The organism is Mycobacterium sp., from assembly GCF_035623875.1.
Taxonomy (GTDB): Bacteria; Actinomycetota; Actinomycetes; order Mycobacteriales; family Mycobacteriaceae; genus Mycobacterium.
The window spans coordinates 26,049-40,063 of record NZ_DASPSP010000167.1 but is presented as its reverse complement, the minus strand read 5'-3'; the positions used below and the strand labels follow the sequence as shown (position 1 = coordinate 40,063).

The 14,015-nt window shown below is 65.0% G+C and carries 10 protein-coding genes, 2 tRNA genes and 1 pseudogene; 3 read left to right on the top strand and 10 right to left on the bottom strand.

Annotated features, from left to right (window positions below):
• Position 1 precedes the first annotated feature (1 nt).
• The 4 genes and pseudogenes from VEI45_RS13720 to clpX form a co-directional block, all read right to left on the bottom strand.
• Entirely contained in the window at positions 2-1,087 is a 1,086-nt protein-coding gene (locus VEI45_RS13720; protein WP_324854020.1) for a 2-oxoacid:ferredoxin oxidoreductase subunit beta, read from the bottom strand.
• The gene (locus tag VEI45_RS13715) at positions 1,087-3,063 is read right to left on the bottom strand and encodes a 2-oxoacid:acceptor oxidoreductase subunit alpha (protein ID WP_414687476.1); all 1,977 of its coding nucleotides are present in this window, start codon (positions 3,061-3,063) and stop codon (positions 1,087-1,089) included. Before VEI45_RS13715 ends, VEI45_RS13720 begins: the two co-directional genes overlap by 1 nt.
• 281 nt (positions 3,064-3,344) lie before the next feature.
• Positions 3,345-4,062 (bottom strand): annotated as a pseudogene (locus VEI45_RS13710) (MFS transporter).
• 24 nt (positions 4,063-4,086) lie between these two features.
• Positions 4,087-5,370 (bottom strand): ATP-dependent Clp protease ATP-binding subunit ClpX, encoded by a 1,284-nt coding sequence (gene clpX, locus VEI45_RS13705; protein WP_324854017.1) that lies wholly within the window; start codon positions 5,368-5,370, stop codon positions 4,087-4,089.
• 264 nt (positions 5,371-5,634) lie between these two features.
• Between clpX and mmuM the strand changes: the two genes are divergently transcribed.
• A complete protein-coding gene (gene mmuM, locus VEI45_RS13700) occupies positions 5,635-6,540 on the top strand; it encodes a homocysteine S-methyltransferase (protein ID WP_324854108.1) in 906 nt (301 codons plus the stop codon).
• Positions 6,541-6,568: 28 nt separating this feature from the next.
• On the opposite strand, the gene clpP2 is transcribed toward mmuM, so the two are convergent.
• The 4 genes from clpP2 to VEI45_RS13680 all read right to left on the bottom strand — a co-directional run bounded on the left by clpP2 (position 6,569) and on the right by VEI45_RS13680 (position 9,486).
• The gene (gene clpP2, locus VEI45_RS13695) at positions 6,569-7,204 is read right to left on the bottom strand and encodes an ATP-dependent CLP protease proteolytic subunit ClpP2 (protein WP_324854014.1); all 636 of its coding nucleotides are present in this window, start codon (positions 7,202-7,204) and stop codon (positions 6,569-6,571) included.
• Positions 7,201-7,788 carry an ATP-dependent Clp protease proteolytic subunit gene (locus VEI45_RS13690; RefSeq protein ID WP_414687478.1) on the bottom strand — a complete coding sequence of 196 codons (588 nt, stop codon included), beginning with the start codon at positions 7,786-7,788 and terminating at the stop codon, positions 7,201-7,203. Before VEI45_RS13690 ends, clpP2 begins: the two co-directional genes overlap by 4 nt.
• Positions 7,789-7,902: 114 nt before the next feature.
• Positions 7,903-9,336 carry a trigger factor gene (gene tig, locus VEI45_RS13685; protein WP_324854010.1) on the bottom strand — a complete coding sequence of 478 codons (1,434 nt, stop codon included), beginning with the start codon at positions 9,334-9,336 and terminating at the stop codon, positions 7,903-7,905.
• 76 nt (positions 9,337-9,412) lie between these two features.
• A tRNA-Pro gene (locus tag VEI45_RS13680) sits at positions 9,413-9,486 on the bottom strand.
• Between the two features lie 125 nt (positions 9,487-9,611).
• Here VEI45_RS13680 and VEI45_RS13675 point away from each other — a divergent pair.
• Together VEI45_RS13675 and VEI45_RS13670 are read left to right on the top strand one after the other, a co-directional pair.
• Positions 9,612-9,682 (top strand) — tRNA-Gly (locus tag VEI45_RS13675).
• A 109-nt stretch (positions 9,683-9,791) separates the two neighbouring features.
• Positions 9,792-10,976 carry a serine hydrolase domain-containing protein gene (locus VEI45_RS13670; protein WP_324854008.1) on the top strand — a complete coding sequence of 395 codons (1,185 nt, stop codon included), beginning with the start codon at positions 9,792-9,794 and terminating at the stop codon, positions 10,974-10,976.
• A 1,716-nt stretch (positions 10,977-12,692) separates the two neighbouring features.
• On the opposite strand, the gene VEI45_RS13665 is transcribed toward VEI45_RS13670, so the two are convergent.
• Positions 12,693-13,499 carry an Fpg/Nei family DNA glycosylase gene (locus VEI45_RS13665; protein WP_324854006.1) on the bottom strand — a complete coding sequence of 269 codons (807 nt, stop codon included), beginning with the start codon at positions 13,497-13,499 and terminating at the stop codon, positions 12,693-12,695.
• A gap of 8 nt (positions 13,500-13,507) precedes the next feature.
• A complete protein-coding gene (locus VEI45_RS13660; protein ID WP_324854004.1) occupies positions 13,508-13,987 on the bottom strand; it encodes a ribose-5-phosphate isomerase in 480 nt (159 codons plus the stop codon).
• Positions 13,988-14,015 lie beyond the last annotated feature (28 nt).

The window sequence follows — 14,015 nt, the reverse complement described above, 5'->3', positions numbered from 1 at the left end:
CTCAGTTCACAATCCAGGTGTCGCGCCCGTGCAACAGCGACTGCAATGCGGCGCGGTCGCCCGGCTTGGACTCCTGCGCGGCGCGGACCTGTGCTCGGGCCGCGTCATCGTAGGTTGGCCGACTGACCTGACGGAAAATGCCCATCACCGTGTGCTCGAGGTTCTGCTCAGACAGCCGCGAGAGCGCGAACGCGTAAGCCGAATCGGCGGCGTGCGCGTCGTGCACCACGATCTCGTCGACGCTGACGTCGGCGGTCTTGGCCACCTCGAGTCCGTATCCCGACCGCACTACGCAGTATTCGCCGTTGGCGCCGAAGATGATCGGCTCGCCCTGGCGGACGTTGATCACCCGCTCCTCGGCGCCCTCTTTGCGCAGCGCGTCGAACGAACCGTCGTTGAAAATTGGGCAGTCCTGCAGGATTTCGACCAACGCGGACCCGCGATGCTGCGCCGCGGCACGCAAAACCTCGGACAGGCCGTTGCGGTCGGAGTCCAGCGCCCGGCCGACGAAGCTCGCCTCGGCGCCGAGCGCCAGCGACACCGGGTTGAACGGCTGGTCAAGCGATCCCATCGGCGTCGACTTGGTGACCTTGCCGACTTCGGATGTCGGCGAGTACTGACCCTTGGTCAGGCCGTAGATCCGGTTGTTGAAAAGCAGGATGGTCAGGTTGACGTTGCGACGCAACGCGTGGATCAGATGGTTGCCGCCGATCGACAACGCGTCCCCGTCTCCGGTGACCACCCAGACCGACAGGTCCTCACGCGCCAGCGCCAGACCTGTCGCGATCGCCGGCGCACGGCCGTGGATCGAGTGCAGGCCATAGGTTTCCAGGTAGTAGGGAAACCGACTCGAGCAGCCGATGCCGCTGACGAAGACGATGTTCTCGCGGCGGAGTCCCATCTCCGGCAGGAAGTTGCGCATCGTGTTGAGGATGACGTAGTCGCCGCACCCGGGGCACCACCGGACCTCCTGGTCAGTGGTGAAGTCCTTGGCCTTCTGCGGTTGGTCGGTGGTGGGCACACCGTAGTTCTTGGACAGCACGTCCGGCAGCCCGAGATCCACGCCCGTGCCGATCAGGTCAGTCATCAGTTAGCTCCCGCTCCAACCGTAGCCGCCGCCAGTCTCGCGACCATCGTCTTGTCCTGCTCGATTTCGGCCAATGTCCCGCCCAGCGCGGCGCGGATGACACGCCCCACCTCGTCGGCCAAGAACGAGACGCCCTGGACCTTGGTAACCGATTGCACGTCGACCAAGTACTGGCCACGCAGCAGCAGCGCCAGCTGGCCCAAGTTCATCTCCGGCGCCACGACCTGCGGGTAGCGCCGCAGCACCTCGCCCAGGTTGGCCGGGAATGGTCGGAGATACCGCAGATGGGCATGCGCAACCTTGATGCCGTTGCGCCGCGCACGCCGGCAAGCCTCGCCGATCGGACCGTAGGAGCTGCCCCACCCAATCAACAGCAGTTCGGCGTCTCCGGTCGGATCGTCGACCTCCAGATCGGGAACAGAGATGCCGTCGATCTTGGCCTGGCGCAACCGCACCATGAGATCGTGATTGGCCGGCTCGTAGGAGATGTCGCCCGCACCGTTCGAAGCTTCCAACCCGCCGATGCGATGTTCCAGACCGGGGGTGCCGGGTACGGCGAATTGCCGAGCCAGGGTTTCCGGGTCGCGGGCATACGGCTGGAACGGCTCGTCCGACTTGGCGAAGATGTGCTGTATGGGCTCCAGCGTATCGACGTCCGGGATTCGCCACGGCTCTGAGCCGTTAGCAATTGCCCCGTCCGACAACACAATTACCGGGGTGTGGTACGACACCGCGATGCGCACCGCCTCCAGTGCGGTCTCAAAGCAGTCCGACGGCGACCGCGGCGCCAGCACCGCCACCGGCGACTCCCCGTTGCGGCCGTACAGCGCCTGCAGCAGATCAGCCTGCTCGGTCTTGGTCGGTAAGCCGGTCGACGGCCCGCCCCGCTGCACGTCGATGACCAGCAACGGCAGCTCGGTCATCACCGCCAGTCCAAGCGCCTCGGACTTCAGCGACAGGCCGGGTCCCGATGTGCTCGTGACCCCGAGCGCACCGCCGTAAGAGGCGCCCAGTGCAGCGCAGATCCCGCCGATCTCGTCTTCAGCCTGGAAGGTAATCACGTTGAAATTCTTGTGTTTGGAGAGCTCGTGCAAGATGTCCGAGGCCGGCGTGATCGGATAACTGCCGAGCACAACCGTAATGTCGGCCAGCTGACCGGCGGCGACAATGCCGTAGGCCAACGCGGTGTTGCCGGAGATCTGCCGGTATTCACCTGTGGGCAGCTTCGCCGGCGAGACCTCGTAGGTGACGGCGAAGGCCTCGGTGGTTTCCCCGTAGTTCCACCCCGCCTTCAGGGCCAGCACGTTCGCCTCGGCGACGTCAGGCTTGCGGCCGAACTTCTCCCTGATGAATCGTTCGCTGGTTTCGATCGGCCGCCCATACATCCACGACAACAAGCCCAGCGCGAACATATTCTTGGCCCGCTGGCCATCTTTCTTCGAAGCGCCGATGACCTCGACCGCGCCGAGCGTCAGCGTGGTCATCGGGACGGCCTCAACCTTGTAGTCGGACAGTTCTCCGTTTTCCAGCGGGTTGTCCTGGTAGCCGACTTTGGCCAGGTTGCGCTTGGTGAACTCGTCGGAGTTGGCGATCACCAGCCCGCCGATGGGCAGGTCGGTGATGTTGGCCTTCAGCGCCGCCGGGTTCATCGCAACCAACACGTCGGGCCGGTCGCCGGCGGTGAGGATGTCGTAGTCAGCGATTTGGATCTGGAACGACGAGACGCCCGGCAGCGTGCCCTGGGGCGCGCGGATCTCGGCCGGATAGTTCGGTTGGGTCGCCAGGTCGTTACCGAAAAGCGCTGCCTCCGAAGTAAACCGGTCACCGGTGAGCTGCATGCCATCGCCGGAGTCCCCGGCGAAACGGATGACAATTTGTTCTAGTTTCTCCCGCTTTTGCGGTTCGGGCAGCGTCGCATCGGCTCGGTGTGAATCTGGGTGAGATTCTGACCTGGCTCCGTTGTCGTTCGGACCCACGTCCCCGCCTTCCATCGCTGTTCACCGCACGGGCACGCTGCAGCTACCGGTGCGTATCGTCGGAGTGAATCCCCGGCCGGGTTTTATGTCACTGGCGGTACCGATTATTGCACTATTCTTAGGATTCATTGACGCCGATACACACCGCCACGCTACCGCCACTTGACCAAAATACGAGGTCAGACACACGTCATCGGCCAATCTCGCGACGAAGTGTGGTGTTCGTCACTTTTGCTGGCGCGCGAAGTCTAAGAATCGAAGTTACGCGCCGGTAATATTTGCTAGCGGCTTCCCTCCCCCGCGCCTCCCCCATTTGGGGGAGGCGCGGGGGACCTGCTTTTCACACTTGTCGCGGCATTGGGGCCGGTCTCGGGCATGGCAGCGAGGTAGAGCGCCAAGCCCACCCCGGCAAGGGCACCCAGCGAGCTGAACGCCGCGTCGTAGCCAGCGACCACCACGATCCATCCGGCGACGATGTTCGAGAGCGCCGCGCCCACACCCCACGCTGTGGTCACCGCACCCAGGCTGACGTTGAACCGCCCGGTCCCGTGCGTCAGGTCCTGCACGACGAGCGGGAACAGCGCGCCGAAAATCCCGGCGCCGACGCCGTCGAGGATCTGAACGCCGACCAGCCAGTACGAGTTGTCGGACAGCGTGTAGAGGAAGCCGCGAGCCGTCAAGACGGCGAAACCAACCAGGAAGATCGGCTTTCGTCCCCAGGGCCCCGGTAGTGACTGTAACTGCGCCGGCGATTACCAGCGCCCGCTTGGCGGTCGTCCGATCGACGAAAGCGCCCACCGGTGTCTGCGCGATGATCGCCGCGATGCCGCCGACCCCCATCACGAAGCCGATCGAGGCCTGGTCCCAGTGGTGGGTCAGCAGGAGATAAATCGAGAGGTACCGGCCCAGACCGTCGCGAACATCAGCCAGAAAGAAGTTCAGTAAATCCAGCGCGTGTGAGGTCCGCCGTGGGATTGTCCCAGCGGCGTCGGCACTCAACAGTTACCGAACGGGCCAGTTCTGCTAGGCGCTCTTGTCGCGGCGCTCGGTGCGAGCCGGCTTGCGTGGCACGATCGTCGGCAGCACGTTGTCCTGGACGGTCTCCTTCGTCACCACGACCTTGGCGACGTCGTCACGGCTGGGAATGTCGTACATGACCGGCAGCAGAACTTCTTCCATGATCGCGCGCAAGCCGCGGGCCCCGGTGCCGCGATGAATCGCCTGCTCGGCGATCGCTTCCAACGCGTCCTCGGTGAATTCGAGCTCGACGTTGTCCATCTCGAACAGCCGGGTGTACTGCTTGACCAAGGCGTTCTTGGGCTGAGACAGGATTTTGACCAGAGACTCCATGTCCAAGTTCGTCACCGACGCGACCACCGGCAGCCGGCCGATGAATTCGGGAATCAGCCCGTATTTGATCAGGTCTTCCGGCATGACCTCGGCGAAGTGGTCGGTGGTGTCGATCTCGGCCTTGGAGCGCACCTCGGCCCCGAAGCCCAAACCGCGCTTGCCGACCCGGTCGGAGACGATCTTCTCCAGCCCGGCGAACGCACCGGCCACGATGAATAGCACGTTGGTGGTGTCGATCTGGATGAACTCCTGGTGCGGGTGCTTGCGGCCGCCTTGCGGGGGCACCGACGCCTGGGTGCCTTCGAGGATCTTCAGCAGCGCCTGCTGCACGCCTTCCCCGGATACGTCGCGGGTGATCGAGGGGTTCTCGCTCTTGCGGGCGATCTTGTCGACCTCGTCGATGTAGATGATCCCCGTCTCGGCGCGCTTGACGTCGTAGTCGGCGGCCTGGATCAGTTTGAGCAGAATGTTTTCCACGTCCTCGCCGACGTAACCGGCTTCGGTCAGCGCGGTGGCGTCGGCGATGGCGAATGGCACGTTGAGCATCTTGGCCAGCGTCTGGGCCAGGTAGGTCTTGCCACACCCGGTGGGGCCCAGCATCAAGATGTTGGACTTGGTCAGCTCGACGGGCTCGCCTGACCGGGAATCACGGCCCTTCTCGCCCGCCTGAATGCGCTTGTAGTGGTTGTAGACAGCGACCGCCAACGTCCGCTTGGCGGTGTCTTGGCCGATGACGTAGCCCTCCAGGAAGTCGCGGATTTCGGCAGGCTTGGGCAGCTCGTCAAGTTTGACGTCGTCGGCGTCGGCGAGTTCCTCTTCGATGATCTCGTTACAGAGATCGATGCACTCATCGCAGATGTATACGCCGGGCCCCGCAATTAGCTTTTTGACCTGCTTCTGGCTCTTTCCGCAGAACGAGCACTTCAGGAGGTCACCGCCGTCTCCGATGCGCGCCATGGTGCTGGAGGCCTACTTCCTGTTACCGGTCCGATCGTGCTATGCCGCGTGTATTTTCCCGACGCTACCCGCTTGCTCTACAGCGATGCGACCGTTAGAGCCGAATCGCGTCGGTGATATTCGTGCTTGCCTGCCTGAACATATCGCCTGAGGCGGCCCCACGCTTGCCGGAACGCGCCGCCGTGTCCTTGGCGTGTCGCGGCCGTTATGCGACCGAAAGCCGGACATGGTCGGCGGACCTACATTAGGCCTGTGGGATTCGCCGTGCCCGAGAATACCGCCTTAATCGCCGATGGTGGCCTGGCGACCGAACTCCAGGCGCGCGGTCATGATCTTTCCGACGCGTTGTGGTCGGCACGGCTGCTGGCCGACGCGCCGCAGGAGGTCACCGCGGTGCATACCGCCTTCTTTCGTGCCGGGGCAATGATCGCGACCACGGCCAGCTACCAGGCGTCCTTCGACGCCTTCGCCGCCCGCGGGATCGGTCGCGACGACACTGCCCGGCTGCTTCGGCGCAGCGTCGAACTTGCCAGGAACGCGCGCGACGAAGTGGGCGGCGTGGGGCGGCGGATAGCCGCCTCGGTAGGCCCGTACGGCGCCGCGCTCGCCGACGGCTCGGAATACCGCGGACGCTACGGGCTCAGCGTTGCGCAGCTACAGGACTGGCACCGGCCTCGGCTGGAGGTGCTGGCAGACGCCGGCGCCGACGTGCTGGCCCTGGAAACCATCCCCGACGTCGACGAGGCCGAGGCGCTGGTGAACCTGGTGCGAACACTTGGTGTGCCGGCCTGGCTCAGCTACACCGTCGACGGCACACACACCCGCGCCGGTCAGCCGCTGGCCGACGCTTTCGCCGTGGCAGCGGGAGTACCGGAGATTGTCGCGGTCGGGGTCAATTGCTGCACACCCGACGACGTGCTGTCGGCGATCGGCCCGGCCCGAGTAACCGGCAAACCGGTGATCGTGTATCCCAACAGCGGCGAGCGCTGGGATAGCGCTCGGCGCGCATGGGTCGGCCCGTCGCGGTTCGCGCCGCAGTTGGCTGTGCAGTGGTTGGCAGCAGGCGCACGGGTGATCGGGGGGTGCTGTCGGGTGCGACCAGCCGACATCGCCGCTATTCGCCGAGCGTGTATCCAGGACGAAGAATCAGCCGCGGAAAAGTCGCCGTGAGTGCACGCTCGGCGATGGGCCGAAACCGTTACGCAGTCTGCGCCGACAGCTTCCGGTACTCCAGGACGGTGTCGATGATCCCGTAATCCTTGGCCTCTTCCGCGGTCAGGATCTTGTCCCGGTCGGTGTCCTTGCGGATCGTCGCGGCGTCCTTGCCGGTGTGGCGAGCCAGCGTGGTCTCCATCAGCGTGCGCATCCGCTCGATCTCGGCGGCCTGGATCTCCAGGTCGGAGAACTGGCCCTGGATCACGCCCGACAGCGAGGGCTGGTGGATCAGCACGCGCGCATTCGGCAGCGCCATCCGCTTGCCCGGTGTTCCGGCGGCCAGCAGCACAGCCGCGGCCGAGGCGGCCTGTCCCAGGCACACCGTCTGGATGTCGGCTCGCACGTATTGCATGGTGTCGTAGATCGCCATCAGCGAGGTGAACCCACCACCCGGCGAATTGATGTACATAGTGATGTCGCGGTCGGGATCGAGGGATTCCAGCACCAGCAGCTGCGCCATGATGTCGTTGGCCGACGCGTCGTCGACTTGGACGCCGAGGAAGATGATGCGTTCCTCGAACAGCTTGTTATATGGGTTGGACTCCTTGATGCCGAAGCTCGAATGCTCGATGAACGACGGCAGGATGTAACGCGCTTGGGGCTGGAGTTCGGGGTTCATAGTGATCGGGCTCCGTTGGTCTCGGCACGGGTAATGATGTGGTCGACGAACCCGTATTCCAGGGCTTCCGGGGCGGTGAACCAGCGGTCGCGATCCGAATCCGCCACGATGCGCTCGATCGGCTGGCCGGTGAATTCGGCGTTGAGCCGGAACATCTCCTGCTTGATGACGGCGAACTGCTCGGCCTGGATGGCGATGTCGGCGGCGCTACCGGTGACCCCGCCCAACGGCTGGTGCATCAGGATGCGGGCGTGCGGCAACGCGTACCGCTTGCCCTTGGTGCCCGCGGCCAGCAGGAACTGGCCCATCGACGCGGCCATGCCCATTCCGTACGTGGCGATGTCGCACGGCGCCAGCACCATGGTGTCGTAAATCGCCATGCCGGCGCTGATCGATCCGCCGGGCGAATTGATGTACAGCGAGATGTCCTTGTTGCTGTCTTCGGCCGCGAGCAGCAGGATCTGCGCGCAAAGCCGGTTCGCGATGTCATCATCCACCTGCGACCCCAGGAAAATGATGCGCTCGGAGAGCAAACGCTCATAGACCGAATCGACGAGGTTCAGACCCCCCGCGTTCGCCCGCATTTCACTCGCACGGCTCACAGTGGCTTACCTGCTTTCTTTGAGTTCCGTATGCACCGACACTAACCAACCGGGGCCGCCGCGCACTCCCCGAACTCCCCGCGTTCGCTCACAGCGTCACTTCGTGTCGCCCGACGGCTCTTCGGACGACGCCGCGGCGCCTCCGGCATCCGTGGCTTCGGCGACGTCGACGTCCGCAGTCTCCCCATCATCCCCGGCCTCCGATCCGGCGTGCTTGCCAAAGAACTCCTCGGTGTCGATGGCGTTGCCGTCGGTGTCGGTGACGGTGGCCGTCTCGACCACCTCAGCGATGGTCAGCCCGCGGCGCACGTCGGCGAACATCGCCGGCAGCTGATTGTTCTGCTGCATGTAGCCGAGCAACTGTTGGGGTTCAATGCCGTACTGCTGCGACGTCAGCACCAGCCGTTCGGTGACGTCTTGCTGGCTGACCTGAATGTCGAGATCGTCGGCCAGCGCGTCCAGCAGCAACTGGGTCTTGATGGCTTTTTCGGAGTTCAAGCGGGTGTCCTCGTCGAACTCTTCGCGCGACGAGCCTTGCTTTTCCAGCGCTTCGGCGAACTTGGCTTCATCGTGGTCGAGGCCATGCAGCGCGTTGTGCAGGGTGTTGTCCACCTGGGCCTGCACGATCGCTTCCGGCAGCGGCATGTCGACCTGCTCGAGCAAGGCATCCAATGTGGCGGTGCGGATCTCCTCCGCCTGGTGGACGCGCTTGACCCGGCGCACCTGATCGGTCAGATTGGCGCGCAACTCGTCGATGGTGTCGAATTCGCTTGCCAGCTGGGCGAATTCGTCATCGGGTTCGGGTAGCTCGCGTTCTTTGACCGAGCCCACGGTCACGGTGACCTCAGCCTCCTTCCCGGTGTGCGGCCCGGCTGCCATCGTGGTGGTGAAGCTTTTGCTTTCCCCGGCTGACAGGCCGACGATCGCGTCGTCGAGACCATCGACGAGCTGGCCGGAGCCGACCTCGTGGGACAGTCCCTTCGTCGATGCCTCGGGCACGTCTTCGCCGTCGATATTGGCCGACAGGTCGATCGAGACGAAGTCGCCGGTCGCGGCTGGCCGTTCGACTCCAGTCAGGGTGCCGAACCGGGCCCGCAAGGACTGCAGTTCGGCGTCGACGTCCTCGTCGCTGACTTCGATCGGATCCACCGTGATCTTCAGCGCGCTCAGGTCGGGCAGCGTGATCTCGGGTCGTACGTCGACCTCGGCGGTGAAAACGAGCTCCTGGCCGTACTCCTTCTTGGTGACTTCGATCTCGGGCTGGCCCAGCGGACGCACGTCGGTTTCGGTGACCGCTTGGCCGTAGCGGCTGGGCAGGGCCTCGTTGATGACCTGGTCGAGCATCGCCTCCCGGCCGATGCGCGCCTCCAGCAGCTTGGCCGGTGCCTTGCCGGGACGGAACCCCGGCAGTCGCACCTGCTTGGCCAGCTCTTTGTAGGCCCGGTCGAAGTCGGGCTGCAGCTCGGTGAAAGGCACCTCAACGTTGATGCGAACCCGGGTGGGGCTCAACTGCTCGACGGTGCTCTTCACGGGTTTGCTCCTCGGTTGTACTGGCGGACTTCTGGTGGTCTTGTACTGCTCAAGCCCGTTGCCTGTGACGTGCCGGTCGGGGTGACAGGATTTGAACCTGCGGCCTTCCGCTCCCAAAGCGGATGCGCTACCAAGCTGCGCTACACCCCGCGGTGACCTCGCGATCCTACGGCCAAGCCCCGCCATCCCAGTAGCGGCCTCACAACGAAGTTACGGAATGGCATCATTTGGATTTGATGTCTGCCGCAACGTACAGTCGCGCTCGACTAATACACGCGGGCGTAGCTCAATGGTAGAGCCCTAGTCTTCCAAACTAGCTACGCGGGTTCGATTCCCGTCGCCCGCTCGAGTCGGGCACTCGACATGCGGGCCTATTAGGCTGTGGAGGCGGAGCAGGCGGAGGACTAGCGGGTCCGGCGAGGCTGAGGAGGCCGACAATTCAGCACACTGGCACAATGGCCCACGTCAAAATCCACGGCTCATGCGCGTCGCGCTTCGAGCGGGTACGCGACGCGTTCGAGCAGAACTTTGTGCAGGGCAAAGAGGTTGGTGCAGCGGTCGCAGCCTGGGTGGATGGCGAGTTGGTCGTCAACCTCTGGGCCGGTACGGCCGATGCCGCCGGTACCCGACCGTGGCAGGTGGACACGGTGGCCACCGTGCTGTCCGGCACCAAAGGCTTGACCAGCACATGCGTACATCAGCTCGTCGAGTGCGGTGAGCTCGATCTGGATGCGCCGGTATCCCGGTATTGGCCCGAGTTCGGGCAGGCCGGCAAGGAGGCCATCACCATCGGGATGGTGATGGCTCACCAGTCGGGCGTGATCGGGCCGCGCAAGCGACTGCCCTGGCAGCAGATGACCGACTGGGATTTGGTCTGCGAACGGCTGGCCGCCGCCGAACCGTGGTGGGAGCCCGGAACCGCGCAGGGCTACCACATGACGACTTACGGCTTCATCCTCGGCGAGGTGTTCCGCCGCGTGACACGTAACACGGTCGGTCAATATCTGCGCACCGAAATCGCGGCGCCGCTCGGCGCCGAGGTCCACATCGGCTTGTCACGCGCCGAACAACGCCGCTGCGCCGATCTGGTGGAAAAGCCCCACATCCGCAAGATGCTTTCTGACGTCGACGCGCCTGGCTACCCCACCACGCTGGCTGAACACCCCAAAGCCGGCCTGGCCGTGTCGATGGGATTCGCACCCGACGACGAAGTCGGCTCCAACGATCTCGAGTTATGGCGGGAAATCGAATTCCCGGGCACCAACGGGCAAGTCTCGGCGCTGGGACTGGCGACCTTCTACAACGCGCTCGCGCAGGAGCAACTGCTCAGCCGCAGGCACATGGATCTGGTCCGGGTGTCGCAAGGTGGCTTCGACACAGATCTGGTCCTCGGCCCGCGCGTTGCCGACCATGGATGGGGTCTGGGCTACATGCTGAACCAGCGCTGCGTCAACGGCCCCAACCCGTGGATCTTCGGCCACGGTGGCCTGGGCGGCTCGTTCGGTTTCGTCGACCTGGAGCACCGGATCGGTTACGCGTACGTGATGAATCGCTATGACGCCACCAAGGCCAACGCGGACCCACGCAGCGTGGCGCTCAGTGATGAGATCTACGCGGCGCTCGGGGTTAAGAAGAGCTGACTGCGCGGCCCACGCTGCACCCAGTGACGACCAGGTCCGCCCGGTCTAGCAATTCACTACCCAAGGTTCACCCGGTCCGCCCTGGCCACTGGGTCCAGACGGCGGGTGGCCGGGCCCGCCAGATCGACCGGCTCAGGGCGGCGGCGACGGTCCACCGGGACCCCATCCCGGTCCCCAGCGCGGATCAGGATGAGGGTTGGGCCCAGGTCCCTGCCAGTTATCGTGGCAGCCTCCCCAGTCCCAGTTGGGACCCCACCCCGGGTCCCAGAAATCACCTGGGCACCACTGCGGGAACGGGCCCGGTTGAGCTTGAGTCTCGGTAGCAGCGCCCGAACCGGCCAGTCCCAGACCGGCAGCAATTATGGCTGTTCCTGCGGTCCAGCGCGCGACATTTTTCATGCTTCCGTTCTAGCAATACAACTACGGCTGAAATTGAGGATCCGAGAGCCGGCTGCACGTTCTCGCCTTCGCGGCTGCGACCCTTCGCCCGGCAGCGAGACGCAGTGCGTGGTTCGGGTTATACGGGGCGATTTAGACTCAAGCCGAATACCTTTGGCGACAGTGCCTGCCTGAGGCGCTGACCGCCTGCCCGTACATATCTGCGTCAGAGGCTAATTCGTCCTCGATAACGCCAAATTGCGCTGCGGAGATGAGGAATGAGCGCGCAGCCGTCGTGAAACGCCTTGTTACGCCAGCGATAGCGCGACACTAGTAGGGGCTAGTCAGCAAGGCCTATCGGCGTCGCTATCAGCTGTCCCCGGACGAGTCGGAGCTACCAGACGAGTCGGCTCCTCCGGACGAGTCGGAGCTGCCAGACGAGTCGGCTCCTGCGGACGGGCCGGTATCCGGTCCAGACGGGCCGGTGTCCGGTGCGGCCGGTCCAGCTCCGCTAGCATCCGGTGCGGGCGCGCCGGCGTCGGGTCCGGGTCCGGCAGGTTCCGGCGCAGGCGCGCCGGGTTCCGGCCCAGATCCGGGGCCGCCCGGTCCGCCAGGTCCCTGTCCCTCAGACCCCGGGCCGCCCGCTCCCGGCCCGCCCGGAGCCCCAGGATCATGTCCTCCAGGTCCTCCAGGTCCGGGCTCGCCGGTCCCAGGCTCGCCAGGCCCTCCCGGTCCGCCGGGCCCGTGTCCGCCATCACCCCCAGGGCCGCCCGGTTCGTGTCCACCGGGGCCGCCGGGTTCATGCCCTCCTGGCCCGCCCGATCCTCCTGGCCCACCCGGTCCGCCAGGCCCGCCCGGCCCGCCGGGGCCTCCAGGTCCTGGCCCACCAGGCCCACCAGGACCAGGTCCGCCAGGGCTACCCGGTCCTCCCGGCCCACCAGGGCCGCTGGGGCGGACCGGTCCCGGCACGCCCGGGTTATTAACGCTCGGCGGACGTTGGACGATGGTAGGTCCGTTGTTGATGATCGGGGGCGCTTGCCAGGTGCCGTGGCAGGCGTTCCAATCCCAGTTAGGCCCCCACGCCGGATCCCAGAAATCGCCCGGGCACCAATTGATGTTGGGCCCAGGTTGCGCTTCAGCCTCGGTCGCGGCGGCCGAACCGACCCACCCCAAACCGGCGGCCATCACCGCTACCGCGGCAACACTGCTTGCGAACTTGTTCATGCGGGTATGGATACCGGTGCAAGCTATGTGATTGCCCAGTAGACCCTTGCGCTCAGATGAGCAATTGCGAGCGAGGCCGGCGTGGTTCATCCCATCATGCTGCAACAATCCGCGTTAGGTCTGGCAGGTTTGGCACCAAAAGACGTTTCGGCCTTCCAGTTCGGCACTGCGGATCGTCGTGCCGCACACCCGGCACGGATCCCCGGCACGCCGGTATACGTAAGTGCGCGGCCGATTGCGGCCGTAAGACGGTGCACCGTGGTCGTGCTCGGGGCGTACCACGATGATCTTGCCGCGCCGCAAACCGATCTTCATCAAGTCCACCAAGTCGGTCCACGCTGCGGCAAACTCGGCTTCACCGATCGCCCGGCCGGCCCGATACGGGTCGATGCGATGGCGGAACAGCAGCTCGTTCCGATAGACATTGCCGACGCCAGCGATGATCGTCTGATCCATCAACAGCGCGCCGATTGGCCTGCGCGACTTGCTGATTCGTGCCCATGGCCACGCCGGGTCGGCGTCTCGGCGAAGCGGGTCAGGCCCGAGCCGAGACACCACATCGGCGACTTGCGCGTCATCCAGAAGCTCGCAGACCGTCGGGCCGCGCAAATCGGTGCCGTATTCGGCGCCGACCATCCGCATCCGCACCTGCCCGACCGGAAGCGGCATCGCAACATCGGGCGGCCGCGTCCACTCGGTGAAGGTCCCGTACAGCCCGAGGTGCACATGCACGGTCGAGCCGCCTACATAATGGTGGAACAGATGCTTACCCCACGCGCTGGCGCGCCGCAGTACCTGGCCGTCGACAGCAGATGCCGCCGCAGCGAACCGACCCTGCGGACTCGAGACCGCTACTGCCGCACCGGCATATCGACGCTGGTGCAGCCGGGCCAGTCGATGCAGGGTATGCCCTTCGGGCACGCCTGGTCTTAACCCACCGCGCCGGGTACCGGCGGCGCGTGGTGAGTGCGTTCGTATTCGGCGAGTATGTCGATACGCCGTTGGTGGCGTTCAGCTTTCGACCACGGTGTGGTCAGGAACGCATCGACGAAGGACAACGCCTCGTCGACGGTGTGCATCCGGCCGCCAATTCCGATCAGTTGGGCGTTGTTGTGCTGCCGGGCCAACGTCGCCGTCTCGACGCTCCACGCCAGCGCGCAGCGGGCCCCCGGCACCTTGTTTGCCGCGATCTGCTCACCGTTGCCCGATCCGCCGAGCACGATGCCCAAGCTGTCCGGGTCGGCCACCGTGCGGGTAGCCGCGTCGATGCAAAACGCCGGGTAATCGTCCTCGGGGTCGTAACTGAAGGCCCCGCAGTCGATCGGCTCGTGGCCGGTTTTCTTCAGGTGGTCGATGATCTGCTGCTTGAGCTCGAATCCGGCATGGTCAGAGCCGAGATAGACACGCATGCCCGCAATCCTTACCTGCCGGTGCTCA

Excerpts from the sequence above, each read along its gene's own strand:
- VEI45_RS13720 (WP_324854020.1), bottom strand. The coding sequence starts at position 1,087 with ATGACTGACCTGATCGGCACGGGCGTGGATCTCGGGCTGCCGGACGTG.
- clpP2 (WP_324854014.1), bottom strand. The coding sequence starts at position 7,204 with ATGAACCCCGAACTCCAGCCCCAAGCGCGTTACATCCTGCCGTCGTTC.
- VEI45_RS13670 (WP_324854008.1), top strand. The coding sequence starts at position 9,792 with ATGGCCCACGTCAAAATCCACGGCTCATGCGCGTCGCGCTTCGAGCGG.
- VEI45_RS13690 (WP_414687478.1), bottom strand. The coding sequence starts at position 7,788 with ATGCGGGCGAACGCGGGGGGTCTGAACCTCGTCGATTCGGTCTATGAG.
- VEI45_RS13660 (WP_324854004.1), bottom strand. The coding sequence starts at position 13,987 with ATGCGTGTCTATCTCGGCTCTGACCATGCCGGATTCGAGCTCAAGCAG.
- clpX (WP_324854017.1), bottom strand. The coding sequence starts at position 5,370 with ATGGCGCGCATCGGAGACGGCGGTGACCTCCTGAAGTGCTCGTTCTGC.